The sequence below is a fragment of the Nocardia macrotermitis genome (assembly GCF_009604405.1).
Taxonomy (GTDB): Bacteria; Actinomycetota; Actinomycetes; order Mycobacteriales; family Mycobacteriaceae; genus Nocardia; species Nocardia macrotermitis.
The window spans coordinates 464,837-488,302 of the sequence record NZ_WEGK01000003.1 but is presented as its reverse complement, the minus strand read 5'-3'; the positions used below and the strand labels follow the sequence as shown (position 1 = coordinate 488,302).

The window sequence follows — 23,466 nt, the reverse complement described above, 5'->3', positions numbered from 1 at the left end:
CGGCGCACCGGGAGTGAACCGATGAGCAGATTACTGGCCGACGGGACCCGCATCCCCGTCATCGACGCGAGCGTGCACATCTTCTTCCGCTCGAACCGGGACATGCGCGGATTCCTGCGTGAACCGTTCGCCAGCCGGGGCATCCCGGACGTGGAGATGGACTGGTACGGCGCACCCGGCGGGGAATACGCGCCGGGCACCCGCGGCCCGAACAAGCAGTACCCGGGTTCGGATCCCGAACTGGTCGGCGAGGCGTTGTTCGGCGGGCGCGGCGTGGATGTGGCCGTGCTGCACCCGATGACGCGCGGCATCCTGCCCGACCGGCATCTGACCACGGCCATGCTCTCCGCGCACAACGAGATGATGGTCTCGCGCTGGCTCGAGGACAATCCGTACGCCGACCGCTTCCGCGGCACGCTGCGGGTGAATCCCGAGGACATCTCCGGCGCGCTGCGCGAAATCGACAGGTGGGCAAGCCATCCCGGCATCGTGCAGATCGGCGTGCCGCTCCAGTCGCGGGAGCTGTACGGCAAACCACAGTTCTGGCCGCTGTGGGAGGCCGCCGCGCACGCGGGCCTGCCGGTGGCGGTGCACAGCGAGACCGGGGAGAGCGTCGGCCTGCCGCCGACGCCGTCCGGACACACCCGCACCTACGAGCAGTACTTCGGCTTCACCTCGCTGAACTACATCTATCACCTGATGAACATGATCGCCGAGGGCGTGTTCGAGCGGATCCCGGAGCTGAGATTCGTCTGGGCCGACGGCGCCGCGGACATGCTCACGCCGATCATCTGGCGGATGGACACCTTCGGGCGGCCGCATCTCGAGCAGACCCCCTGGGCCCCACGCATGCCGAGTGACTATCTGCCCGAACACATCTACTTCGTGCACAACAGCATCGACGGTCCGGGCGAGGCCGATTTCGCCGGCGAATGGCTCGACTTCACCGGCAAACAGGACATGCTGATGTTCGGCTCCAGCTACCCGCACTGGCACTGCGCCGACATCGACGAACTGCCGTCCGCACTCACCCCCGAGCAGCGCGAGAAAGTGTGCTGGCGCAACGCATCCCGGCTCTACGGCATCGAGGTACCGGCCGCATCGGCCACCGTGTGAAGGAGAGGTCATGACGCTGGCTCATCAACAGCATCGCGCACCGGCCGCGGAGCAGACCCCGGTCAGGGTGGTCGACTCGGACGTGCACCCGGTGCCGCGGCGCGGGGAACTCCTGGAGTACATCCCCGAGCCGTACCGCACCTCGTACTTCCTGAGTCACCGCGTCGGCGACACCATCGTCTACGACGCGCCCGACTACGCGCACAGCTACGCGATGCGCGTGGACACCTTCCCCGAGGGCGGCGAATTCCCGGGCAGCGACCCGGAATTGGCGTTCCGGCAGCTGATCATCGACGCCGGATCCGATATCGCCATCCTGGAACCGACCGTGAAGGCCACCCGGCTGCCCGAGGCGACCTCGGCCATGGCGACCGGGATCAACCACTGGCTCGCCAATCACTGGCTGGACGCGAAGAACAACTGGCATCAGCGCTGGCGCGGTTCGATCTGCGTGGCCATCGACGACCCGGGCCAAGCGGTGCGCGAGATCGGGGACTGGGCCGGGCATCCCTACATGTCGCAGATCCTGATCAAGGCCGAACCGCGACCGTCCTGGGGCGATGCGCGGTACGACCCGATCTGGGCCGCCGCGGTCGAACACGATCTGCCGGTCAGCTGCCACCTCAGCCGTGGCGCGTACGAGACGATGCCGATGCCGCCGGTCGGATTCCCCAGCTACAACCACGATTTCATGGTCACGTACTCGATGCTCGCGGCGAATCAGATCATGAGCCTGATCTTCGACGGCGTGTTCGACCGGTATCCGACGCTGCGGATCGTGTTCGTGGAGCACGCCTTCACCTGGATTCTGCCGCTGATGTGGCGGATGGACGCGATCCACCGCGCGCGCGGCTCCTTCACCGGAATCAAGCGCAAGCCTTCGGATTACGTCAAGGAACACATCCGGTTCACCACGCAGCCGCTGGACTATCCCGAGGACAAGACCGAGCTGACCCGGGCGTTCGAGTGGATGGAGGCGGACAAGATCCTGCTGTTCTCCTCGGATTATCCGCACTGGACGTTCGACGATCCGCGCTGGCTGGTCAAACATCTGCCGGTGCATGCGCGCGACAAGGTCATGTACCTCAACGGGATCGAGACCTACCACCTGCCCGAAACGGTGCCCGCGCTCGACGGACAGCGACGGGTGTTCTGATGGCCGAGGAGCATCCGCCTCGCCTGGCGCAGGGGCGTGAGCACGTCGTCGCGACGGTCGAGGAGATTCCGCCCGGATCGTCCAAGGTGGTGCCGATCGGGCGGCACGGGGTCGGGGTCTACAACGTCAACGGGACGTTCTACGCGATCGCGAACTACTGTCCGCACGAGGGCGGTCCGCTGTGTTCGGGCCGCGCGCGCGGACGCACCGTCGTCGACGAATCGGTGCCCGGCGATCAGGTGATGGTGCGCGATCAGGAATACATCTACTGCCCCTGGCACCAGTGGGGTTTCGAACTGGCGACCGGAACGACGGCGGTCAAACCCGAGTGGAGCATCCGCACCTATCCGGTGCGGATCGTCGGGGACTCGGTCGTCGTGCTGGCCTGAGAAAGGGAGCCCATGGCTTCGGTGACGGTGAACGGCGGCGAGGTCGTCTACGAAATGCTCGGCGACACAGGCGATCTGGTCGTGCTGACGCCGGGGGGCCGGTTCGGGATGGATATTCCGGGACTGCGCCCGCTGGCCGAGGCGATCGTGGCCGGCGGCTATCGGGTGCTGCTGTGGGATCGGCCCAACTGCGGCGCCTCGGATGTGCAGTTCTACGGGCAGTCCGAATCGCATATGCGCGCCGAGACGCTGAACAGCCTGCTCGGCGCGCTGGGCGAGGGTCCGTGCATCCTCGCGGGCGGTTCGGGCGGCGCGCGCGATTCGATGCTGACCACGATGCTGTATCCGGAGCGGGTCACCAAACTGGCGCTCTGGAATATCGTCGGCGGCATCTACGGGACGTTCAATCTCGGCGCGTACTACGTGCTGCCGAGTTTGCAGGCCGTGCGCGGCGGCGGCACCGCGGCCCTGCCGAAGCTGCGCGAATGGCGGGAGCGGGTGGCGGTCAATCCGCGCAACGAACAGCGGCTGCGGGAGCTGGATCGGGACGAGTTCATCAAGCTGTCGCTGCGCTGGCTCAACGCGTACGTGTCCAAACCCGGGCAGACCATCGCCGGGGTGGACGACGAGATGTTCGATCGAATCACGGTGCCCACCTTGATCATTCGCGGTGGGGCTGGCGATCTGGATCATCCCAAACGGACCTCGCTCGAGGTGAGCTGCCTGATCGCGAACTCGACCGTCATCGAACCGCCGTGGCCCGAGGACGCCTGGGAACGCGCGATGGAGGATCAGGTCGCCGGGCGGGTCGATCACTACAACATGTTCGACACCTGGGTGCTGGCGGCCCCGCCGATCCTGGAATTCCTGGACCGCCCATGACGGTGGCCGCCCGCCCCTCACCGGGTGCCGATGCGGACCTCGCAGTTGAGTGCGGCCTCGAGCGCGGTGTGGATCCGGCTCTCGGGGATGCGTTCGAGGTCGGCCGCGCGCAGCGTGACGTGCACGATGTCGAAACCATCGGTGCCGGGCTCGCGCGCCACCTCGCCGGTCAGGCCGAAACCGGCCAGTACGCCGTGCGCGTCGTCGTCGGTGCCGCGGCTGACGTAGGTGATCGTCGAGGCCGTCGGTTCGGTGCCGAATGCCTTGGCGCACAGTCGAATCGCTTCACTCATACTGGCGTCGGCGTCGTCGGTGTCGATCAGCATCTGTACCTCGCGGCGCACCGGGAGTTCCGCACTGTCGCCGAGGATTTCGGCGGCGAGCGTCGCGGCGTTCTCGCGCAGGGCGCCCATCCCCCGCCCCCACCGTTCCACCGTCAGTTCCCGGGCCGGGTCGACATCGATACGCAGCACTGCGGTTCTCATGTCGGCCAGCGTAACCACCGGCGCGGCGTCGCTGCCAGCCCGTGACCGACTTCCGTCCACTGGCCTGTTTCCAGCCGAAAGAGGTTGTCATGCAAGATATTCCAAACCAACCCGAGGTACTCGCCCCGGTCGCCGCGCCCGGTGTCACACCGCGTCTGCTGCGCGCCGGAGCGGCGGTCGAGGACCTGTCGGCCTATCGCGCGAGCGGGGGCTACCGCGCGCTCGACTCGGCGGCGGAGCTGCTCGCGGAGATTCGGCACAGCGGTCTGCGCGGACGCGGCGGCGCGGCGTTCCCGACGGCGATCAAACTGGATTCGGTGCGTGCGGCGCACCTGCGCGGCCGCGCGACCGTCGTGGTCGCCAACGGTGAGGAGGGGGAACCCGCCTCGCTCAAGGATCACTGGCTGCTGTGCCACCGCCCGCATCTGGTGCTGGACGGGCTGCGCCTGGCCGCCGCGGTGGCGGGTGCGCGGTACGCGTACGTATACCTCTCCGATCCCGAGGCCGCACAGCGTGTCGACGCCGCGCTGACCGAACTGGACGACGCCGGAATCGCCGATGTGCGCATCGAATTGGTCACCGTCGCACCGGGTTACGTGGCCGGTGAGGAGACCGCCGCGATCCGCGCGATCAACGGCGGCCCGGCCAAACCCTCGGACAAACCGCCGCGGCCGTTCGAATCCGGCGTGGACGAGTTGCCCACGGCGGTGAACAATGTCGAGACCCTGGCGAATCTCCCCTACATCCATCGGCACGGTGGCCAGGCGTTCCGCGCGACGGGTACGCCCGAATCCCCCGGCACCTTCCTGGTCACGCTCACCGGCGGCGGTCGCGGTCCGGGCCTGTACGAACTCCCGCACGGCACGCCGTTCACCGATCTGCTTGCCCTGCACGGCATCTCACCCCAGGATGTGCGCGGCGCGCTGATGGGCGGCTACTTCTCGGGAATCGCCGATCGCGCGATCCTGGACGCCACCCTCGATCACGAATCCATCCGCGGCCTCGGCTACGGCTTGGGCTGCGGCGCGATCTGTCTGCTCACCGGCGAATGCCCGGTCGCCGTGGCCGCCGCGGTGCTGGAATATTTCGACCGCGAGAACGCCGGACAGTGCGGCTCCTGCTTCAACGGCACCGCCGCCATGGCCGCGGTCGCCGCCGCCCTGCGCGACGGCCGGGCCACCGACGCGGATCTCGAACGCCTGCAACGCTGGTCGGTGGTGCTGCGCGGTCGCGGCGCCTGCGGCACCCTGGACGGCGCGTGCAACACCGCCGCCACCCTGCTGAGCAGATTCCCCGCCGAGATCACCGCCCACCTCGCGGGCAACTGCCCGGACTGCGCGCAACAGATGTACCGAGCCGATCGCCCGTTCGACGCCCGAAAGGTCCTGGTGCCGTGAAGATTCGACTCGACCGCACGCTCTGCGACGGCTTCGGCGCCTGCGCCGCCCACGCCCCCGGCTACTTCTCCCTCGATGACTGGGGTTACGCCTCGCTCGAGGGCGACGGCGTCGTCGATCCCGCCGACCGCGACGGCGTACTGCGCGCCCTGTTCGACTGCCCGGCCCACGCCATCATCCGGATGAGCGAACCCGAATCCTGATCCACCGCAACAGCTTCGGCACCACGATGGGCGGCGCGGCACCGAGCCGCCCATCATCGCCGGTCCGCCTGTTGTCACCGGTCCCGCTGCAATCATCGGTGACGAACCCGTTTCCTACACAAGGTGAAACACCTGTGGCCCGGCGAATCACGCCGGGCCACAAGCTTTTCGACCTCTTCGGAACTCAGTCCGTACCGCGAGCACGCCAGATTTGCACCGACAACGTGGACATGTCCAGCGTCGGGCTCAGCTTGATCTCCCCGGTGGCCGCCTTCGCGCCGAACGCCTTGGCAACCTCGTCCGGATCGCCGCTGAGTTCGTACACCGCGAGGTAGCGATGCGGGGGCTCGCCGCCACCGCCGAGCGCGCTGGGCGCGATCTCGTACCGCTCACCCTTGATCACGCCGGGCACCTCGACCACCTCGGCGAGGTGCACGTTGTCGTACCAGTCGTTGAACGCATCATCCTGTCCGGCAACGGCATTGGAGAATACGAGCATCTTGGAGTTCATGGCGGAATCCCTTCCGGTTCAGTCGCTGGCGGGAAGCGGTTTGGCCTCCTTGAGCGCCAGCGGCGTCGCGCCGACGCTCAGGGTGCCCGCACCGGCCTTCGTCACCAGCACCTCGGCCCCGGACTCGTCGACGTACCGCTTGCCCAGCAGATTGCCCTCGCTCAGCTCGGCGGCCGCCGTCGCACCCGGTTCCGGCTTCCCGTCGATCGGGATCATAGGAACACCTCCGGCACGCAGATCCGCGAGGCTGTCCGCAGCCCGCACCACGATCACCTCGGTATCGCACACCTGACTGCGCAGCCGATTGCCGTTCTTGACCATTGCGATCCTTTCCGCGGCCGCGACGATCCGCGTCCGACTTCGCCACGACACCGCTCCGGCGACCGCACGGATCCCCTCCGGCGCAACGAAATTACCATTCTCTCAAAACGAGAATATCATATCCGTCAGGCGGTCCTGGTGAGATCCGCCCCGCCCCACAGTCCCGTGAGCAGCAGTTCGCCGCAGTGGAACGTCTCGACGCCGCTCACTTCCCCCTCCGGCTCCCCCGCGGCGGCCAGCGCGACGCCCTTGAACGCCCGCGCGGCGGTACTGAGCCGATGATGCGCGGGCTCCAGCCGGCCGTCCAGATCGGCGGGCAGCTGCGCACCCCACAGCGCGATCTCCGTGCGCCGCTGCTGAAGTGAATCGAGCACCCCCTGCCGCACCCGCGGATCGCTCTCGATCATCTCCGGCGCGACGGCCACCGCGTGCGGCCAGATGTCGTGCACCGGCGAGGCCAGCGAATCCTCCAGGTCCAGCACGACCGCGCCCAGAATCCGGAGCGGGCGCACATCGGAGGTGTCGGCCAACATGGCGGTGACCTCCCAGCCCGCCATGGTCCGGTCGTAGATCCAGCCGCCGACGTGTCGCACGGCCGCCGCGGCATCGGAGGCGACCACCGCGAGCCGGTAGCGCAGCAGGTGTTTACGGGAGTGCGCCCGCCAGCCCGCGACCGAGTACACCTCGTCGAGAGCCTGATCGCGCGAACCGGAGATGTGAGCAACCATGATTTCCATCCTTCGCCGGAGCCGGGGCGGCATCACGGCGAGAATAACATTCTCCCCAGCGAAGCGAGCCGTTCTGACGAGATGCGTGCGAACACCTTCGCGACCTCGCGATCGAGCCGCACGCCGACCGCTCAGAGCGCGCGATTACCCGACACCTGCGCGGTCGCCTGGGCCAGCGCCCCGTTGACGTCGCGCACGAAATCCACCAGCGCCGCCAGCGTCTCGTCGTCCTGCGGCAGCGTCTCGTCCAACGCGGCCAGTTCACCGAACAGCGGCGCCACGGCAACCTCCGCGCGCACCGCCACCAATTCCACCCACACCCTGCGGCGATCCTCCGAATCACGGGTCCGCCGCACGTAACCCGCGCGCTCGAGCCGATCGATCACGGCGGTAATGGCGCCGCCGCGCGCGATGCCGAGCAACTCCGCGAGCCGCCCGGGCGTCAGCCGCCCGCGCATCCACAGCAGATTCAGACAGGTCAGATCCGCGACGGTGATGCCGAGATCGGCGGCGACCGCCGAGTAGAGCACGACCGTCCGGGTGGCCTGCACGCGCAGGCTCTCGCGGAGCGAATTCAGGGTCTCGGCTCGCGTGCTGCACGTCATCGTTCGCACCTGTTTCTCCATCCATCCGGCCCCCGAAGGAACTTCGACGAGAACGACACCGATCGAAAACGCCTCCGGGACCGAACTCGTATAACTGAAATGAGAATAGCATTCTCGCAGACGGCAACGTGAGGTTTCGATCGCGACAAGACAGGACTCGTTCCCCAACATCGGCTGCCACCCTGGCGGGCGAGAGGGGCGCGAGAGTATCATTCTCATGTGTGGAGATTGCGCATCTCCGAGAGACAGCCGAGGTCGACTCTTACGACATTCCGCACAACCAGCAAGGAGTCCCGTGAATATCGACGACATGATCCTGGTGAGCATCGACGACCATGTGGTCGAACCGATCAACATGTTCGACGGCCATGTCCCGAAGAAGTACGCCGATCTGGCCCCCAAGGTGATCGTCGACGACAAGGGCATCGACCGATGGGTCTACCGTGACCGCCCGACCGGTGTGACCGGCCTCAACGCCGTGGTCTCCTGGCCCGCCGAGGAATGGGGTTACGACCCGGCCGGATACGCCGAGATGCGGCCCGGCGTCTACGACGTGCACGAGCGCATCCGCGACATGAACGTCAACGGCATCCTGTCCTCCATGTGCTTCCCGACCTTCGCCGGGTTCAGCGCCGGACATCTGGCCCACTTCCCGGACGAGATCACCGTCGCGATGATCCAGGCGTACAACGACTGGCACATCGAGGACTGGGCCGGGGCCTACCCGGGCCGGTTCATCCCGCTGTCGATCCTGCCGCTGTGGGACCCGAAGCTCGCCGTCGCGGAGATCGAGCGCGTCGCCGAGAAGGGCTGCCATTCGGTGTCCATGCCGGAGCTGCCGCACCTGGACGGCCTGCCCAGCTACCACGACGGCGAGTACTGGGGTCCGGTGTGGGCCGCCCTCGCCGAACACGGCACCGTGATGAATCTGCATATCGGACAGGGCTTCCGGGTGCTGAACCTGGCCCCGAACGCACCGATCGACAACCTGATGGTGCTCGCGCCCAGCGTCTCGCTGATCGCCGCGCAGGACCTGCTGTGGGGTCCGGCGTTCCGCACCTACCCGGGTCTGAAGGTCGCGTTCTCCGAGGGCGGCGTGGGCTGGATCCCGTTCTTCCTGGACCGCTCCGACCGGCACTACACCAACCAGCGCTGGCTGCGTCGCGACTTCGGCGGCAAGCTGCCCAGCGAGGTGTTCAAGGAGCACATCGTCGCCTGCTACGTCACCGACAAGACGTCGCTGAAGCTGCGGCACGAGATCGGCATCGAGAACATCGCGTGGGAGTGCGACTACCCGCACTCGGACTCGATCTGGCCCAACGCGCCGGAATTCGTGCTCGAGGAGTTGCAGGCCGTCGGCGCCGACGACTCGGATATCGACAAGATCACCTGGCAGAACGCCTGCCGCTTCCTGAACTGGGATCCGTTCGCACACATCCCGAAGGACCAGGCGACCGTGGGCGCGTTGCGCGCGCAGGCCAAGGACGTGGACACCTCCACCAGGTCCCGCAAGGAGTACGCCGCGGCCTACCGGGCGAGCTGATCGCGGACGTATCGAACCCGGCATCGGAGGAATTCCGGTGCCGGGTTCCGGCGTTGTGCAGGGGTAGTGCGGCTGCTGCGAGAAAGGCATGACACATGGAACCGTCGGGATATGTCGACTGGCCGGACTACCGGGTGGAGGTGACCCGGGTCCGCAATCTGATCCGCGTCACCGCCGGGGATCGGGTGTTCGCCGAGACCAGCGCGGGTCTGCTGGTCGCGGAACAGGATCACGGCATCGCGTTCTACATTCCCCAGGAGGATGTGCGTTTCGATCTGCTGACCCCCATCGACCTCACCAGCCGCTGCCCCTTCAAGGGCACCGCGCGATACTGGCGGGCGGCCGACGGTGACGAACCGATCGTCTGGGAGTACGCCGAACCGTATGCCGAGGTCGCGCTGATCCGCGGACATCTCGGCTTCTATCAGGACCGGGTACGCGTCGAGGTCGGCGTGGCCACCCCCGCGGTCAGCGCGCCGTACGCGAAAAAGCCCTGACCGCAAGCACTTCCGGCGAATTCGTCAGGGCAGGTCCACCTTGCTGGCCAACCAGTGCCCGCCGACGCGGTCCATGGTCATCAGGATGCGGTTGCGGTCCACGCGCGGGGTCGGGTTGGTCACGTTGGTGATCTCGGCGTCCACGAACAGCAGCACCACCGCGTGATCACTCGACGCGGACTGCACGCTCGCGGCCACCACGTGCCCCTTGCTCACCGACTTCGCCTGCAGCAGCAGCGGTTTGAGCTGGGTGGCGGACTGGCTGTACATATCCTTGAACTCGCCGGTCGCGCCGTTCAGCACGGTCGAGAAATCGCCGTCGATGTGGGTCGAATCGATACTCGTCAACGCGACCGCGTAATCCTTCGCCGCGGCCAGCGCGGCCTGCCCGGATGCGGCGTCATCGTTGCGCGCCTTCAGTTTCCAGCCGAACACCGCCGCGAGGACGATGGCCGCCACCAGCAGGAGTAGCAGGACGGCGGTGAGCGGGCGGGGAATCAGGCTGCGCCACCGGAAGCGGGGTTTCGCTGCCGCAGCGTCGGTTTCGTTCGAGGGTGCCTCGGCGTCGGTCTCGGTGTCGACCGAATCCTCCTCGGCCGCAGCACTATGCGCATCGACCGTCTCCGTGTCGACGGAGTTAGTCACGGCGGTGGACTCGTCGGCGGCCGCATCCTGCTTCACCGTCGGTTTCTCGGCGTTCCTCTTCTCCGCGGCCTTCGACTTGCGCACGGCCGCCGAGTTCTCCGTAGCACCTGCCTCGTCCTTTGGTGACTTCTGCGCATGGTCTTCGACCGCATCGGAGCCGGTGAGCTCAGGGTCGACTCCGAGCTTGGAATCCACCTCTGTGGCAAGGGAATCAGCGGCCTGCTCACGCACTGAGGCATCGTCGTCCAGCTCGGCCGATGGATCGGCATCGCGCTCCGCTGTCACCAACGCGGTGTGCTCGTTCATCTGTATCTCCATTCGTCGGGTCTCGGGCTGGTTACCGCGACGCGGGTCAGTTGTGGGCGGGCGAGCCCCCGTACGGGGTCGGGATCGACAGTGGGCCGGTCGGTGTCGGATCCGCGCGCTGGAGCGGGTTCGAGCCGGGCGGTGCGGTGGCGGTGTTGTCGCCGGGCGGGCGTGGCGCGTTGGCCGCGCCGCGCACCAGATTCGGCGCCGGGCTGGTGCAGCGCGCGTTCAGCAGCGGTTCGGGGAAGTTCGGGACCGAACCGGGCAGGCGCGGCACGTTGTAGTCGCAGGTCGAGCGCGGGTAGATGGCGACCTCCGCCCAGACGCCGCCGTCGTGGAAGGCCGAGGAGATGGCGTCGAGCGCGGAACCGGCGCGCTGCTGCGGCCAGAAGAATTCGTTCAACGCCGGAATGTGCAGGTAGGCCATCTGCGAGGTGGTGGCCAGATTGCCCAGCAACTGCACCATGGTCGGGGAGTTGTCCGCGATGATCTGATCGATCGAGGTGGTCAGGCCGGGCACGGCGTTCACCATGGTCCGGTAGCCGCCGGTCATCGAGCCGACACCGGCCATCACCTCGGCCAGATTCCGCGACGTCCTACGCAGGCCCGGGCTCACCTGACTCATCGTGGTCAGCACCGTCTTACTGTTGTGCAGCAGCGAAACCGTCTGCGGCAGCACCGAATCCAGCGTCGAGACCATGAACATGCCGCCGTCCAGGATGGCGGCCAGCTTGTCCGGTCCCTGCGGACCGACGCCGAGTTCGGCCTCGATGGCCTTCAGCTTCGCCGGATCCATCTGTTGCAGTGGACCGTTCAGGTGATCGAGCAGGGTGGCCAGCGGCACCGGGGTCGAGGTGCGGGAGGGATCAACCACCGCGCCGTCGGTCAGATACGGCCCCTTGTCGGTGGTCGGCAGGAAGTCCAGGTACTGCTCCCCCGCCGCCGACAGCGCCGCGACCCGCACGTCGCCGCCCACCGGAATGTGCACGCCGTTGTCGATGGCCGCGACCGCGATCACCTTGTCGCCGTTGATGTTCACCGACTGCACGCGTCCCACCGGCACGCCGCGCAACGTGACGTCCTGATTGGGCAGCAGCCCACCGGACTGCGCCAACTGCACCGTCACCTGGTACTGCGCGTGCAGCGGATCGATCTTCAGCGACCCCAGCAGCAGATAGCCCGCGCCCAGCACGAACACCAGCACCAGGCCGACCATCGAGGTCAGCAGCCGATGCCGGGTCAGCGCGCGTGCGCCGAAAACCACTGCGCGCGCGGGCGGTTCGAATATCGCGGAGATGCTCATCGGCCCGGTCCCGTCGTCGTCCCCGGTTTCGTCACGGCGCCCGGCACCGGAATCAGACCCGGAATCACTCCCGGTGCGGGTGCGGCGCCCGGCACCGTCACGCGATCCTTGAGCCGGTTCAACGTATATGCCAGCGACCCAACGAAATTCGTCCAATCCGTGGGCGTCGGCATGGTCGACCCCGCGTCACCGGGCGAATTGATGTCCGGCGTCGCGCCGATCGCCAGCCGCGCGATGTCGACGTTCACGTGCGCGGACTGCGCATCGGTCACCTTCACCACGATCGGCAGGATCGCGATGAGCGGATCGAGGTTCGCCTTCGGATTGTTCGCCGCCGCATTCATATTCGCGGCCAGCTCGTTGACCGATTTGATCAGGCTCAGATCGTTCTTGCCCTGCACCGACGGATACCGCGACAACTGCTGGCTGATCCCGTTCAACTGCCCGACCAGATCGATGATCTGCTGCGTATTGTCGCCGATGACCTGCACCGCCGGCCCGGCCGCGGCCACCGCGGCATTCACATCGGGCCGATGCGCGGCCAGCGTCGCACTCAGATCCTTCGTGGTGGCCAGGACTTTCCGGATCTGGTCGGTGCGAGCCAGCAGACTGTCCACCAGCTGACGGGTCTGCTGGATCATCAGGGCCAACTTGTCCCCGCGCCCGCCGACCGCCGCACCGAGACTGTTCGCCAACGTGGTGACGTTCTCGATCGCACCACCGTTGACCAGCAGTGCGGCCCGGGTGAGCACCTCTTCGATGGTCGCGGCCGCGGCGGTGGACTGCTCGGGAATACTCGCGCCGTCGGCCAGCCGGGGCGCGTCCGGATCCGGATGCGCGGGCGGAGTCAGCGCGACGAACACATCGCCCATCGGTGTGGCAGAACGCAATTCGGCCGACGTCCCCGTCGGCAGCAACACCCCGGACTTGATGCGCATATGCACCAGAGCCGTGTAATTCTTCGCCTGCATCGACTCGACCTCACCGATATCGGCGCCGTTGAGCCGCACCTTCGCCTTGGTCGGCAGATTCAGCGCATTGGCGAAAGTCGCTGTGAGCGAATAGGAATCGGCCCCCACCCCCGGCGCGGGCAGCGGCAACTTGTCCAGACTCACCGAACACGCGCTGCTCGACAGCACCACCATCGCCGCGAGACCAGCCAACCGTCGCCTGGATCGGAATATCGTCATTTCCTCGGTACCCCTTGCTGATTCACCGGACCACCGGGCTGCGCCGCGCCCGGAGCTCCCGCCATGGCCGCGAGCATCTGGCCGATGCCGAAGTCCGGTCCCATATCGCGCATGGTGCCGGTCGCGCAGCCCAGATTGTGCAGTTGCAGGAGGTTGCAGACCTCCTTGACCATCTGGCCGTCCAGCAGGAATTTGTCCAGGCCGACGGTGCCGCGCAACGCGCCGATATTGGTGTCCATCGCGTTGTAGACGTTGTCGGTGACCATCGGGAAGATGTCCAGGAACTCGGCCAGATTGTCGTTGTAGTCGGCCATCGACTTGGTGACGGTGTCGGTATTGGTCGCCAGGCCGTGCAGGTTGTCCCGATTGCGTTGCAGCAGATCGGTGACCTGCACCAGAATCTGGTTGAGCTTCTTACCGGTATCCCCCGCGCCCAGGTTCTGATCGGCCAGGATTCCGCTGAGAGTGTCCACGCCCGAACCGAATTCGCGGATCTGCTGATCGTTGCGCGAGGCCGCGGAGGTCAGCGCGTCCAGATTCCGCACGACCTTGGTCACCGCGTCCTTGGTCGCGGCGCCGTTGTCCGAACCCATGCGCAGCGCGCGCGACAACTCGGTCATCGCGTCCCGCATCTCCTTACCGTTCCCGGTGGCGATCTGCGAGCTGACATCGAGCAGGCCCGCGACGGGCCCGTTGCCCTTGCCGTCCCCGCCCAGCGACTGGGAAAGCTTGTCCGCCATGGCGAGCAGGCTGTCGAACTCGACCGGCGTGCGGGTGCGATCGGTGCCCAGCACCGCGTGGTCACCCAGCGTCGGACCGCTGTGATAGACCGGCGTGAATTCCACGTGCCGATCGGTGAGCAGCGAATCCGAGACCGTGACAGCCATCGCGTCGGCCGGAATCTTCACCCACTTGTCCACCTGCATCGTCACGTCCACATACGTCGGATGCGGGGTCACCGAGACGACCTTGCCGACCTTCATCCCCAGCACCGCAACGGTATTGCCCTTGTACAGCCCGTTGGCGGAGGTGAATTTCGCGGTCACGGTGATCGAGGAGTCGACCAGATTCCCGACCGGCCCGCTGGAACATCCGGCCACCGCGACACCGGTGACCAGCACGAGCAGCAGCTTCAGCGCGCGGCCCACGGTACTCATTTGCAATCCTTCAGGTACGTGGGCCGATTCACCTTCTGCGCGTATCCGCTCAGCGCGCACATGAACGAATCGATGAACGCGCCGTCCGGGCCGTTACCGACCAATTCCTGACCGGTTCCGGTGGCATTGGCGAACAACCGCCACGGCACGGGCAGAATCTGTAGCAGGTTGCGCAGCAGATCGTCGTGTCCGGCCAGCATCCCGGTCATCTGCCGCAGATTCGTGAGCAGCTGCTGTATTTCGGCGCGATCACCGACCGCGATCGGTTCGAGCTGCTGGATCAGCGTCGTCGTGGCATTGAGCAGATTCACCACCGCCGCCTGCCGGGAGATGATCTGCGACAACACATTCCGGCCCTGCCCGATCAACTGGGCGAGTTCGGCCTTCTGCTGCACCAGCACATCGGTCACCTGCTGGGTGCTGGTCAGCAGCGAACCCAGCTGATCGCGCCGATCCGCGATGACGGTCGCCAGATCCCTGACGTTCTGCAACACCTGCGGCACCAGTTTCGGCGTGCCCTGCAACTGTGTGCTCAGCTCCTGCATGGATTTCGCGATCCGATCCGCGTCCATCCCGCCGAAGGTGGTGGTGGCATTGGCCAGCGCGGCTTGCAGATCGTAGGGAACTTCGGTGGCGGACAACGGAATCACGTTGTCGCGCAGATGCCCCGCACCCCCGGGCCGCAATTCGACGTACCGCGATCCGAGCAGAGTGGTCAGCTTGATCGCGGCCTTGGTGTCCTTGCCCAGCGGCAGATCGCGGTGCAGCTTCATGGTGAGCACCACGTGATCGCCGTCGAGCTTGGTCCCGGTGACCGTGCCGACCTGGATCCCGGCCAATGTCACCGCGTCCCCCGCCGAAACCCCCGCTGCCTGAGCGAAATTCGCGGTATAGCTGTCATCGCCCAGATGTAGTGAGTTCACGAAGACCGTGACACCGACGACGACCGCGAGTACCACCATCGCGACTGTGCCGATCCGCAGTGTGCCGTACTCCTCGAGCGGACGCCGACGCATCCGCTGCCACATGTGTCCGAGTCTTCTCACCATGATCCCTATCGACAGATCGCCGAATTCTCGACCTTGCCACTGGGCGTCGTCATCCCGAGGATCTGCGACATCAGCGGATCGATGCCGGGAACGGCGCTCACTTGCACATTGCAGACGTACGCGTTGAGGTAGGCGCCGGTATTGGTGATCCGGGACAGCCCCTTCAGCATGTACGGCAGATTGAAGCCCAGGTACGCGAACTTCTGTTTGTTGGTGATGAAATGCTGCGCGAATCCCGGTTGGCGGACGACGAAGTCGTTCATCGCCGGCGCCGAGCCGCGCACCACCGCCGCCGCCCGGCCCACCACCGCGGAAATCGAGCTGACCTGGTTGAACAGCGCGTCCCGATCCTGCGACAGGCCGTCGAAGATCTTGCGCGTCTGCTGCACGACGGTCTGCAGGTTCCCGCTCTGTTTCGCCAGATCCGACATCACCTCGGCGAGGTTGTCGATGACCTGCCCCAGAATCTGATCCGGACCCGAAAGTGACTGTGCCAGTTCGGAAGTCTGGGAGATCAGCGAGGTGATCGCACCGTTGTCCCCTTGCAGCGACCGCACTACCGCCTGGGTGATGTTGTCCACCTGCTGCGGATCCAGCACGCTGAACAGCGGCTCGAATCCGTTGAGCAGCTTGGAGATGTCGAAGGACGGCTCGGTGTGCGCGATCGGGATCTGCCCGCCCGGCGGCAGCACCTTCGGATCGCCGTAGTTGCCCAGGGACAGACCGACATAGCGCTGCCCGATCAGGTTCTGGTACGTGATCGAGGCCGAGGTGTTGCCGTACAGCACCTGATCGTGCTGCACCTCGAAGGTCACCTTGGCGTTGATCCCTTGCAGCGCAACAGTTTTCACCCGGCCGACCCGCACGCCCGCCATCCGGACGTCATCGCCCGAATGCAGGCCCGACACGTCGGTGAACAACGCCGAATACGAGTCGGTGCGACCACTCACGCTGCGCGCCAAGGTGATATAGACCGTCCAGGTCAGCAGGATCGAGACCGTCAGGAACATGATCAGCCAGATCAGCGGTTTGCGATAGCTCATCGGTGCGCTCCTGACGGGACGGCGGGCTGCGTGTCCGAGGCCGGGGTGACCGTCACCGAGTTGTCCCGCAGCAGCGGACCGACGATCAGATCCGTTGCGGCATTGGGCTTTCCGCCCAGCAGCGCGGCGATCTGCCGCTGCTCGCGCGGACTTCCGGTGTCACCGACATTGCCGCCGGTGTAACTCGCGGGCGCGGTGTGCGGGGCCACGATGGTGGGTCCACCGGCCGGGCCGGTCGCGCAGCTCGGGCCGACCAGATTGCCGTAGCGCGGGCAGTCGGCGCGGGTGTACTGCTTGTGCGGGGTGAGTTCGATGATGACCTTGGCGGTCATGTTCTGCACGTCGGGATGCCACAGGGTGCGGAATTTACTCGACAGGATCGTCTCCGAGGTCGTCATCTGGGTGAAATTCGCACTGCCCCTTGCTAATACGTCCAGCACCGGGGAGAACTTGCCGGTGAGTCCGGTGATCGTGCCGGTGTTGTGCTCGAGGGCCGCGCCGATGGTGCCGGTGGTGGTCAGGCCGCCACCGAGCAAGGTGGTCAACTGATCTCGCTGTTCGGCGACCATGCGCAGCGGGCCGACCGCATTGTGCACCGCACCCAGCAGATCCGGCGCCGAATCGCGCAGTCCGGCCAGGGCGTCGGCGAGGGTGCCGAGCATCGGCGCGGTGCCGTCCGGGGCCATGACTCCGTTGAGCGCCTGGGCGATTCGGGTCAGCTCGGCGCCCGCGCGCGCGGCCTGCGCGCCGTGTCCGGCGGTGGCCTGCTCGACGGTGGTCAGGATGCCCAGCACCGGATCGGACTCCGACCGTCCGGCCGCGGCGACGATCTTGTCCAGCGCGGTCAGCGAGGTCTGCAACCGCACGGTCGCCAGGCTGCGATCCTCGGCAATGTGCGCACCCGAGGCCAGCGAACGGCCCTGACCGTTGTAGACCAACTGCACCGAGGGCACCGCGAACACGTTGCTGGGCACCACCCGCGCGGTCACCGTGCCGGGAATGCCCGAGGAGTACTGCGGCAGCAGCGAGATGTGCACCTGATTGGGCCCGCCGTCGGTGGCCGGGGTGACACTGTCGACCATGCCGACCAGCACGCCCTCGTACTTCACATCGGATTTACTGGGCAGGCCGTCGCCGACGTTCACCAGATCGGCGGTGACCTGCACGGTCTTGTCGAATACGCCCTGCGATCGGGCGATCATCGCCACCCCGATCACCACGAGCACGATCAGGAATCCCAGCCCGCGCAGGAAAAGCTTCCAATTGGGCAGAACCTTGCCGTCGGATTCGAATGCAATGGACATCGGCTACCCGCTGATTCTCGCGCCGGAGTTGAAACCCCACAGCGTCAGGGTCAACATCAGATCCACGAAGATCATCACGGTGATACTCGCGCGCATCGCCCGTCCGGCCGCCACCCCGACGCCCTGCGGGCCGCCCGAGGCGTAGAAGCCGAAATAGCATTGAATCGTCGTGGTGGTGACGACGAAGACGATCGCCTTCACCAGGGAATAGATTATGTCCGACCCGCTCAGTACCAGTCGGAAATAATGTTCGTAAGTGCCCGGCGACTGTCCGCCCGCCACCCCGACGACGATTTCCACGCCGAGATAACTGACCGCCAGACAGGCCAGATACAGCGGAATCATCGCCACGATCGAGGCCAGCATGCGCGTGGTCACCAGATAGGGAATCGGGCGGATCGCGATCGAGTCCAGTGCGTCGATCTCCTCGGCGATCCGCATGGATCCCAGTTGCGCGGTGAACCGGCATCCGGCTTGGGCCGCGAACGCGATCGAGGCCATGATCGGCGCGAGTTCGCGGGTGGCCACGGTCGAGGCGATCATGCCCGTCGCGGGGGCCATACCCAGCAGTTTCAGCGCGCTGAAACCCTCGATGCCGACGACCACGCCAGCCGCGGCCCCCAGCACCAGGATCACCTGCGCGGTGCCGCCGCCGACCACGATGGAGCCGTTGCCCCAGGTCACATTCGACAGGATCTTCAGGAATTCGGCCCGATAATGCCGCAGCACCACCGGAATTCCGCCGATCATCCGGAAGAAGAATGTGGCCATGTAGCCCAGCCGCATGACCGGGACGGCCGTCGCGTTACCGGCCACCAGGGCAGTTTTCGTGCCCGGAAAATAATATCTGGATGCCATCAGAGCGTTGTCCTCGGAAACAGCAGGGTGTACAACTCGGTGAAGCCGGCGTTCACGATCATCAGCAGCACGATGGAGGCCACCACGGCCGCGTTCACCGAATTCGCCACACCGCCGGGACCACCCTTGGTGCTCAATCCCTTCTGGCAGGACACGAGCGTGACGATGATGCCGAAGGTGATGGCCTTGACCATTGCCAGCCAGAGATCACCGATGGTCGCGAAGGAGGAGAACGTCGCCAGATAACTACCCGGGACGCCATTCTGCACGTACACGTTGAACAGATATCCGCCGAGAAATCCGACGAAACAGCTCAAACCGGTCAGGCCCATCGCGACCAGGATTCCGGCCGCGAGCCGGGGCACCACCAGCATCCGCAGCGCCGAGACGCCCATGACCTCCATCGCGTCGATCTCCTCGCGGATGGTGCGCGCGCCCAGGTCCGAGCAGATCGCCGAGCCGACCGCCGCCGCCAGCAGAATCGCCGTGACCAGCGGGGCGACCTGGCGGATCACCGCGAGCCCGCCCGCCGCGCCGGCCAGCGACGTCGCGCCGACCTGTCCGGCCAGCAGGCCGAACTGGATCGACATGGTCGCGCTGATCGGCAGCGCCACCGCGACGGTCGGCACCACCGCGGTCTTGGCCATGAAGGTGGCCTGCTGCACGAACTCCCGGAACGGGAACTGCCCGGTGACGATGTCGACACACAGGTACCGCACCGCCTGCACCGCCAGAATGACTTGTGCGCCAACGGTTTCCAGGGAGGCCAGCGGGTGGCGTCGCAGATATCCCGCGATCCACCGCTTGATCTCACCGACCGCCGACTGCCCGGCAACATCCATTCCGGCCGCTGGTGCGCTCATCACGGCCTCACTTCACTTGCTACGGGTTCGGCACTGTCGGTCATCGATTCCTCCCTGATCCGGCGTACTTCCATGCCGCAACCGCGAGTTGCGCGACCGACGCAGCATGCCGAGCGCTCGGGCAGCACGGGGCTGTGCGCTGGCCCGGCATCGGTGAGGCGGATCCGTCGGGGGGTTACCCCGGCGTCCGCCTCCTCCTGGAGTAGGAAGCGTCATTCTCCTCAGGCGAGAATGTTACCTCCGTAACACAGTTACTGTAGCAACATTCCGGCCCGGGCAACACCCTCGAACTTCACCCGACAACCCCCGATCGACGCCCCGGCGTGCACTTCCAGTACCAAACATGCACGTTCTCCTGATCTGTCAAGTGACGAGAGTAGCATTTCCGTCTGGCGGAAGCTCCATTTTCACTTCGATTCCGGCCAAGTCCGTGAGCAGCCCGAAACCGCCTCCGGCAACCCCTCGGTCGCCCGCTGATCTGCCCTTCCGGGCTCGCCACACGCCCACACCGGAACCGCTTGTCCGCCACCGGAACCGACCACACACCCCGCCACCCCACGCACCACCGAACCCGGCACAGCAACATCACCCATAGCCGCCGAGTAATGCCGGAAATGCATAACCGACACCTGTACGGACAGCCATCTCCGCCGACGATGATCCGCCCCCGGACCCCGGCCCACCCCACGTTCGATCAAATCCGCCCGAATGCCGCTCGGATCCGCGCGGGAGTTACCGTCCGGACCGGACAGCCGTCATCATTCGAAGCAGATCGACAGGGGTGACTACGTCATCCATGCCCGGAGGGTTCGGATCGAGACACTCGTGAGCCTCGACCCAGCGGGAAACAGCGGGGAGTACTACCAGCGACCGCGGGGGACGTCGAATTCTCCGCAGAGCGCGCGCCACACGTCGCGCGGGTCGACGCCGTCCTCGATGGCCTGTGCGCCGGTGCGGCCGCCCATGGCGGGTAATACGTGATCGGATAGCAGGACGTCGCCGCGGGACACCCCGAACTCGGTATGCAACAGTTCCTGGAATTCCGTCAACCGCACCGTGTCGAGGCTACAGGTCGTGCTCAGCGGAAGCGGGCGCGGTCCAAGACGCGATGGCAGATCTCGACCGGATCGTCGACCTCGGCGGCGCTCGCGGCGGCGGCCCGCGCGGCGGTGGTGAAGGACGGCTCGGCCAGGACCGTGCGGACCGCGGACCGCGCGGCCTCGACGGTGAACGGCCGCACCAGCAGCGAAACCCCTTGGCGCACAGCACGATTGGCCAGTTCCCACTGATCCCCGCCGCCCGGGACAGTCACGATCGGCACACCGGCCAGCAGCGATTTCGCGAGCAGACCGTGCCCGCCGCCACCGACCACGACCGCGGCGTGCCGGAGCAGTTCGTCCTGCCGTCCGAGTCCGGCGGTGGCCCACGGCGGCAGGTCCGCGGGCGGCGTATCCAGGGTCGACACCGCGACCCGCACACCCACCCCGTCCAGCGCCTCGAGCACCGTCGACGCCATCCCGGACACACCCGTCTGCGCGGTCGAGGGCGCGACCACGACCAGCGGATCGTCCCCGGGCGGCAGCGGCAGCGTCTCGGTGGTCGGCTCCCACAGCAGCGGCCCGATCACGTGCGCCTCGTCCGGCCAATCGGGTCGCGGCACCTCGAGCGCGGGCAGGGTGGCGATCAGCCGGGCGGCCGGACCCGGATCCTGTTCGGGCAGACCGACACTCGCGCGCGCGGCCGCCCGCTGACGGTCCCCGCGCGCGATCGCGCGCCCGGTCATCCCGCGCAGCACCGCATCCCGTGCCCGCCCGCGCCAGCCCTCCCCCGGCGCGAGCCCACTTCCGATGGGCGGCAACGCTTTCGACGGCAGATACAGCGGATGCGGGGACAGCTCCACCCACGGCACCCCGATCCGTTCGGCCGCCATCCCGCCGCCGACGGTCAGCACATCGGAGACGACCAGTTCCGGCAGCATCGCCCCGAGTTCGGGCAGGATCTCGGTGGAAATGTGCGCGGCGCGTTCGTGAATGCGCGCTCCGGCATCGAGCTCGTCGTCCTGCGGCCGCGGCGCGAGCCCCTTGAGCCGCCGCACCCCGATCCCCGTCGCCCGCGCCACATCCAGCCAGCGCGGCCCGGTGAACAGCACCGGCTCATCCCCCGCCGCCAGCAACCGCAGACACAACGCGATCGCCGGAAACGCATGCCCCGGATCCGGTCCCGCGACCACAGCAACTCGCATCCACCCACCCTGCCACACCCCCGCAACCCCCGCAGGCGCCCGGCCCCACCCCACCCCCGCACCGCCCTCGATGATGCTGCTACACACAGCAACCAAGCACGTCCGCTGGCTACCATGACAAACACCGAGGCGAGGAGAACCGTGAGCGAGCAGGACACCACACGCCGCGCGCCCACCACAATGCGTGAGCAGAACCCAACGCACCCCACGCCTGGCACTATGAGCGAGCAGCGAACCACACACCGCATGCCCGGCACCATGAGCGAGCAGCACGCAGCACGACCCATGCGCGACGCGACGCACGAACAACGGGCCGCACTACCCGCGCCCGAATCCGTGGACGAACTGATGTTCCTGCTCGCGACCTGCGCGAATGCCTGGGATATGCCCGATCGCAGCGGTGATCCGGTGGATATTCTCGATCATGATCGGCAGTGCGCGGAGCTGTTGCGGCGCGATCATCCCGAGGACGAGGAACTCCAGGTCGCGGGTTTGGTGCACGATATCGGCCACCTGCTGGTTCCCGGTGACGACGCCGGACACGGCCGGACCGGCGCGGACGCGGTGCGTGGGCTGCTCGGTGAGCATGTGGCGCGACTGGTCGAACTGCACGTCGTCGCGAAACGCTATCTGGCAGCGACGGATTCGCACCACACCGCGACACTGTCCGACTCGAGCAGACGCACCCTGGTCACTCAGGGCGGCCCGATGACACCCGCCGAAGCCACCGCATTCGAAGCCGATCCGGATTTCACCGCCGCACTCACCCTGCGCCGGGCCGACGATGCGGGCAAGATCGTCGGACTCGCCGTGGCGCCTCTGGAATTCTGGCGTCCGGTGATCGAACGGGTCGCGGCGGCGCAGCAACAGACGTAGCGCGAATCAGCCACGGCCACAGCGCAATTCAGCCCCGAATGTAGAACAGCTCGAACCCGGTCGCCCGCTCGGCCGCGAACCCGTCGACCGCCGCCGTGGCGTTCTCGACGATCTCCCGCGCCCGCACCGCAACCGGCGCCGGCCCCAGCGCCGCGAGATAACGACTATGCGCCAGAACGGCTTCCGTCGCGGCCGCGATCGAATCGGTGACGTCGACGGCGTGCGTGGCGGCCTGTCCGGTCACCGCCGCCCACCGCGCCGTCCAGATCGGCAGACCGCTCAACTCCGTAAAGATCCACTCGTTGGCCGCATCGGCGATCGCGTCCAGCGCGGCCCGCCCGACCGCGCGGTGATCGGCGCTGTTGGCCCGCCCGGGCGCCCAGGTGTCGCGGAAGTCGAACAGTACGACCATCTCAGGGCGATGCCGCCGGATCGCCCGCGCCAGATCCCGGCGCAGCGCGAGGCTCTCCTCGATCCGGCCGTCCGGGTAGTCGAGGAATTCCACGTCGTACACCCCGACCGCCTTCGCCGCGGCGACCTCCTCTTTCTCCCGCAGCGGACCGGTCTGCGCCGGGGGTAGTCCCGCGATCCCCGCCTCGCCGCGACTCGCCAGCACATAGCGGATCCGCTTGCCCTGCATGGTCCATCGATGCACCGCGGCCGCGGCTTCGTACTCGATGTCGCCGGGATGCGCGGCGATGACGAGTCCGGTCTGCCAGTCCTCGGGTACCTGTTCCATGGGTCCCATTGAAGCACCGCGCATGCGAACGGGCCGCCCGGAACGAATTCCCGGGCGG

The 23,466-nt window shown here is 66.8% G+C and carries 26 protein-coding genes; 9 read left to right on the top strand and 17 right to left on the bottom strand.

The window, feature by feature from the left end; all coding sequences use genetic code 11:
* Positions 1–21: 21 nt before the first annotated feature.
* Genes NRB20_RS09510 through NRB20_RS09495 form a run of 4 tightly spaced genes read left to right on the top strand, consistent with a single transcriptional unit; the run spans position 22 to position 3,543 of the window.
* Entirely contained in the window at positions 22–1,116 is a 1,095-nt protein-coding gene (locus tag NRB20_RS09510; protein WP_153409543.1) for an amidohydrolase family protein, read from the top strand.
* A 10-nt stretch (positions 1,117–1,126) separates the two neighbouring features.
* Positions 1,127–2,272 carry an amidohydrolase family protein gene (locus tag NRB20_RS09505; RefSeq protein ID WP_153409542.1) on the top strand — a complete coding sequence of 382 codons (1,146 nt, stop codon included), beginning with the start codon at positions 1,127–1,129 and terminating at the stop codon, positions 2,270–2,272.
* The gene (locus NRB20_RS09500; protein WP_153409540.1) at positions 2,272–2,661 is read left to right on the top strand and encodes a Rieske (2Fe-2S) protein; all 390 of its coding nucleotides are present in this window, start codon (positions 2,272–2,274) and stop codon (positions 2,659–2,661) included. The genes NRB20_RS09505 and NRB20_RS09500 overlap by 1 nt, the downstream gene beginning before the upstream one ends.
* 12 nt (positions 2,662–2,673) lie before the next feature.
* Positions 2,674–3,543 carry an alpha/beta fold hydrolase gene (locus tag NRB20_RS09495; protein WP_153409538.1) on the top strand — a complete coding sequence of 290 codons (870 nt, stop codon included), beginning with the start codon at positions 2,674–2,676 and terminating at the stop codon, positions 3,541–3,543.
* A gap of 17 nt (positions 3,544–3,560) precedes the next feature.
* On the opposite strand, the gene NRB20_RS09490 is transcribed toward NRB20_RS09495, so the two are convergent.
* Positions 3,561–4,028, bottom strand: coding sequence for a hypothetical protein (locus NRB20_RS09490; protein WP_153409536.1), 468 nt, complete (start codon positions 4,026–4,028; stop codon positions 3,561–3,563).
* An 89-nt stretch (positions 4,029–4,117) separates the two neighbouring features.
* Between NRB20_RS09490 and NRB20_RS09485 the strand changes: the two genes are divergently transcribed.
* On the top strand, positions 4,118–5,425 hold the full coding sequence (locus NRB20_RS09485; protein WP_153409534.1) for an NADH-ubiquinone oxidoreductase-F iron-sulfur binding region domain-containing protein: 1,308 nt from the start codon (positions 4,118–4,120) through the stop codon (positions 5,423–5,425).
* On the top strand, positions 5,422–5,628 hold the full coding sequence (locus NRB20_RS09480) for a ferredoxin (protein ID WP_319944670.1): 207 nt from the start codon (positions 5,422–5,424) through the stop codon (positions 5,626–5,628). Before NRB20_RS09485 ends, NRB20_RS09480 begins: the two co-directional genes overlap by 4 nt.
* A 184-nt stretch (positions 5,629–5,812) precedes the next feature.
* Here the strand turns inward: NRB20_RS09480 and NRB20_RS09475 are convergent, their stop codons facing one another.
* From NRB20_RS09475 to NRB20_RS09460, 4 genes are all read right to left on the bottom strand, one after another.
* Entirely contained in the window at positions 5,813–6,139 is a 327-nt protein-coding gene (locus tag NRB20_RS09475) for a DUF4286 family protein (RefSeq protein ID WP_153409532.1), read from the bottom strand.
* 18 nt (positions 6,140–6,157) lie between these two features.
* The gene (locus NRB20_RS09470) at positions 6,158–6,460 is read right to left on the bottom strand and encodes a hypothetical protein (RefSeq protein WP_153409531.1); all 303 of its coding nucleotides are present in this window, start codon (positions 6,458–6,460) and stop codon (positions 6,158–6,160) included.
* A gap of 125 nt (positions 6,461–6,585) precedes the next feature.
* Entirely contained in the window at positions 6,586–7,188 is a 603-nt protein-coding gene (locus tag NRB20_RS09465; protein WP_319944669.1) for a hypothetical protein, read from the bottom strand.
* Between the two features lie 131 nt (positions 7,189–7,319).
* Positions 7,320–7,793, bottom strand: a complete 474-nt coding sequence (locus NRB20_RS09460) for a MarR family transcriptional regulator (protein WP_153409529.1) — start codon at positions 7,791–7,793, stop codon at positions 7,320–7,322.
* A 295-nt stretch (positions 7,794–8,088) separates the two neighbouring features.
* Between NRB20_RS09460 and NRB20_RS09455 the strand changes: the two genes are divergently transcribed.
* Positions 8,089–9,336, top strand: a complete 1,248-nt coding sequence (locus tag NRB20_RS09455; protein WP_319944668.1) for an amidohydrolase family protein — start codon at positions 8,089–8,091, stop codon at positions 9,334–9,336.
* Positions 9,337–9,431: 95 nt separating this feature from the next.
* Positions 9,432–9,833, top strand: coding sequence for a DUF427 domain-containing protein (locus tag NRB20_RS09450; protein WP_153409525.1), 402 nt, complete (start codon positions 9,432–9,434; stop codon positions 9,831–9,833).
* Between the two features lie 24 nt (positions 9,834–9,857).
* Here the strand turns inward: NRB20_RS09450 and NRB20_RS09445 are convergent, their stop codons facing one another.
* From NRB20_RS09445 to NRB20_RS09395, 11 genes are all read right to left on the bottom strand, one after another.
* Positions 9,858–10,784 (bottom strand): hypothetical protein, encoded by a 927-nt coding sequence (locus NRB20_RS09445; protein WP_153409523.1) that lies wholly within the window; start codon positions 10,782–10,784, stop codon positions 9,858–9,860.
* Between the two features lie 46 nt (positions 10,785–10,830).
* Entirely contained in the window at positions 10,831–12,087 is a 1,257-nt protein-coding gene (locus tag NRB20_RS09440) for an MlaD family protein (RefSeq protein ID WP_153409521.1), read from the bottom strand.
* Entirely contained in the window at positions 12,084–13,277 is a 1,194-nt protein-coding gene (locus NRB20_RS09435; RefSeq protein WP_153409519.1) for an MCE family protein, read from the bottom strand. Before NRB20_RS09435 ends, NRB20_RS09440 begins: the two co-directional genes overlap by 4 nt.
* Positions 13,274–14,434 (bottom strand): MCE family protein, encoded by a 1,161-nt coding sequence (locus tag NRB20_RS09430; RefSeq protein ID WP_153409517.1) that lies wholly within the window; start codon positions 14,432–14,434, stop codon positions 13,274–13,276. Before NRB20_RS09430 ends, NRB20_RS09435 begins: the two co-directional genes overlap by 4 nt.
* Positions 14,431–15,480 (bottom strand): MCE family protein, encoded by a 1,050-nt coding sequence (locus tag NRB20_RS09425; RefSeq protein WP_319944667.1) that lies wholly within the window; start codon positions 15,478–15,480, stop codon positions 14,431–14,433. Before NRB20_RS09425 ends, NRB20_RS09430 begins: the two co-directional genes overlap by 4 nt.
* A gap of 8 nt (positions 15,481–15,488) precedes the next feature.
* On the bottom strand, positions 15,489–16,526 hold the full coding sequence (locus NRB20_RS09420; protein ID WP_153409515.1) for an MlaD family protein: 1,038 nt from the start codon (positions 16,524–16,526) through the stop codon (positions 15,489–15,491).
* On the bottom strand, positions 16,523–17,830 hold the full coding sequence (locus NRB20_RS09415; protein ID WP_153409513.1) for an MlaD family protein: 1,308 nt from the start codon (positions 17,828–17,830) through the stop codon (positions 16,523–16,525). Before NRB20_RS09415 ends, NRB20_RS09420 begins: the two co-directional genes overlap by 4 nt.
* 3 nt (positions 17,831–17,833) lie before the next feature.
* Complete coding sequence (locus tag NRB20_RS09410) at positions 17,834–18,688, bottom strand: ABC transporter permease (protein ID WP_153409511.1); 855 nt, start codon at positions 18,686–18,688, stop codon at positions 17,834–17,836.
* The gene (locus NRB20_RS09405) at positions 18,688–19,551 is read right to left on the bottom strand and encodes an MlaE family ABC transporter permease (RefSeq protein WP_153409509.1); all 864 of its coding nucleotides are present in this window, start codon (positions 19,549–19,551) and stop codon (positions 18,688–18,690) included. The genes NRB20_RS09410 and NRB20_RS09405 overlap by 1 nt, the downstream gene beginning before the upstream one ends.
* 860 nt (positions 19,552–20,411) lie before the next feature.
* Positions 20,412–20,606, bottom strand: coding sequence for a DUF3046 domain-containing protein (locus NRB20_RS09400; RefSeq protein ID WP_319944666.1), 195 nt, complete (start codon positions 20,604–20,606; stop codon positions 20,412–20,414).
* 23 nt (positions 20,607–20,629) lie between these two features.
* Complete coding sequence (locus NRB20_RS09395; RefSeq protein ID WP_153409507.1) at positions 20,630–21,793, bottom strand: glycosyltransferase; 1,164 nt, start codon at positions 21,791–21,793, stop codon at positions 20,630–20,632.
* A gap of 219 nt (positions 21,794–22,012) precedes the next feature.
* Between NRB20_RS09395 and NRB20_RS09390 the strand changes: the two genes are divergently transcribed.
* On the top strand, positions 22,013–22,669 hold the full coding sequence (locus NRB20_RS09390; RefSeq protein WP_227833340.1) for an HD domain-containing protein: 657 nt from the start codon (positions 22,013–22,015) through the stop codon (positions 22,667–22,669).
* Positions 22,670–22,697: 28 nt separating this feature from the next.
* Here the strand turns inward: NRB20_RS09390 and NRB20_RS09385 are convergent, their stop codons facing one another.
* Positions 22,698–23,408 (bottom strand): PIG-L deacetylase family protein, encoded by a 711-nt coding sequence (locus NRB20_RS09385; protein ID WP_153409505.1) that lies wholly within the window; start codon positions 23,406–23,408, stop codon positions 22,698–22,700.
* Positions 23,409–23,466 lie beyond the last annotated feature (58 nt).

Excerpts from the sequence above, each read along its gene's own strand:
- NRB20_RS09510 (WP_153409543.1), top strand. The coding sequence starts at position 22 with ATGAGCAGATTACTGGCCGACGGGACCCGCATCCCCGTCATCGACGCG.
- NRB20_RS09505 (WP_153409542.1), top strand. The coding sequence starts at position 1,127 with ATGACGCTGGCTCATCAACAGCATCGCGCACCGGCCGCGGAGCAGACC.
- NRB20_RS09500 (WP_153409540.1), top strand. The coding sequence starts at position 2,272 with ATGGCCGAGGAGCATCCGCCTCGCCTGGCGCAGGGGCGTGAGCACGTC.
- NRB20_RS09495 (WP_153409538.1), top strand. The coding sequence starts at position 2,674 with ATGGCTTCGGTGACGGTGAACGGCGGCGAGGTCGTCTACGAAATGCTC.
- NRB20_RS09490 (WP_153409536.1), bottom strand. The coding sequence starts at position 4,028 with ATGAGAACCGCAGTGCTGCGTATCGATGTCGACCCGGCCCGGGAACTG.
- NRB20_RS09485 (WP_153409534.1), top strand. The coding sequence starts at position 4,118 with ATGCAAGATATTCCAAACCAACCCGAGGTACTCGCCCCGGTCGCCGCG.
- NRB20_RS09475 (WP_153409532.1), bottom strand. The coding sequence starts at position 6,139 with ATGAACTCCAAGATGCTCGTATTCTCCAATGCCGTTGCCGGACAGGAT.
- NRB20_RS09470 (WP_153409531.1), bottom strand. The coding sequence starts at position 6,460 with ATGGTCAAGAACGGCAATCGGCTGCGCAGTCAGGTGTGCGATACCGAG.
- NRB20_RS09465 (WP_319944669.1), bottom strand. The coding sequence starts at position 7,188 with ATGGTTGCTCACATCTCCGGTTCGCGCGATCAGGCTCTCGACGAGGTG.
- NRB20_RS09460 (WP_153409529.1), bottom strand. The coding sequence starts at position 7,793 with ATGACGTGCAGCACGCGAGCCGAGACCCTGAATTCGCTCCGCGAGAGC.
- NRB20_RS09450 (WP_153409525.1), top strand. The coding sequence starts at position 9,432 with ATGGAACCGTCGGGATATGTCGACTGGCCGGACTACCGGGTGGAGGTG.
- NRB20_RS09445 (WP_153409523.1), bottom strand. The coding sequence starts at position 10,784 with ATGAACGAGCACACCGCGTTGGTGACAGCGGAGCGCGATGCCGATCCA.
- NRB20_RS09440 (WP_153409521.1), bottom strand. The coding sequence starts at position 12,087 with ATGAGCATCTCCGCGATATTCGAACCGCCCGCGCGCGCAGTGGTTTTC.
- NRB20_RS09435 (WP_153409519.1), bottom strand. The coding sequence starts at position 13,277 with ATGACGATATTCCGATCCAGGCGACGGTTGGCTGGTCTCGCGGCGATG.
- NRB20_RS09430 (WP_153409517.1), bottom strand. The coding sequence starts at position 14,434 with ATGAGTACCGTGGGCCGCGCGCTGAAGCTGCTGCTCGTGCTGGTCACC.
- NRB20_RS09420 (WP_153409515.1), bottom strand. The coding sequence starts at position 16,526 with ATGAGCTATCGCAAACCGCTGATCTGGCTGATCATGTTCCTGACGGTC.
- NRB20_RS09415 (WP_153409513.1), bottom strand. The coding sequence starts at position 17,830 with ATGTCCATTGCATTCGAATCCGACGGCAAGGTTCTGCCCAATTGGAAG.
- NRB20_RS09410 (WP_153409511.1), bottom strand. The coding sequence starts at position 18,688 with ATGGCATCCAGATATTATTTTCCGGGCACGAAAACTGCCCTGGTGGCC.
- NRB20_RS09405 (WP_153409509.1), bottom strand. The coding sequence starts at position 19,551 with ATGAGCGCACCAGCGGCCGGAATGGATGTTGCCGGGCAGTCGGCGGTC.
- NRB20_RS09395 (WP_153409507.1), bottom strand. The coding sequence starts at position 21,793 with ATGCGAGTTGCTGTGGTCGCGGGACCGGATCCGGGGCATGCGTTTCCG.
- NRB20_RS09390 (WP_227833340.1), top strand. The coding sequence starts at position 22,013 with ATGAGCGAGCAGCGAACCACACACCGCATGCCCGGCACCATGAGCGAG.
- NRB20_RS09385 (WP_153409505.1), bottom strand. The coding sequence starts at position 23,408 with ATGGAACAGGTACCCGAGGACTGGCAGACCGGACTCGTCATCGCCGCG.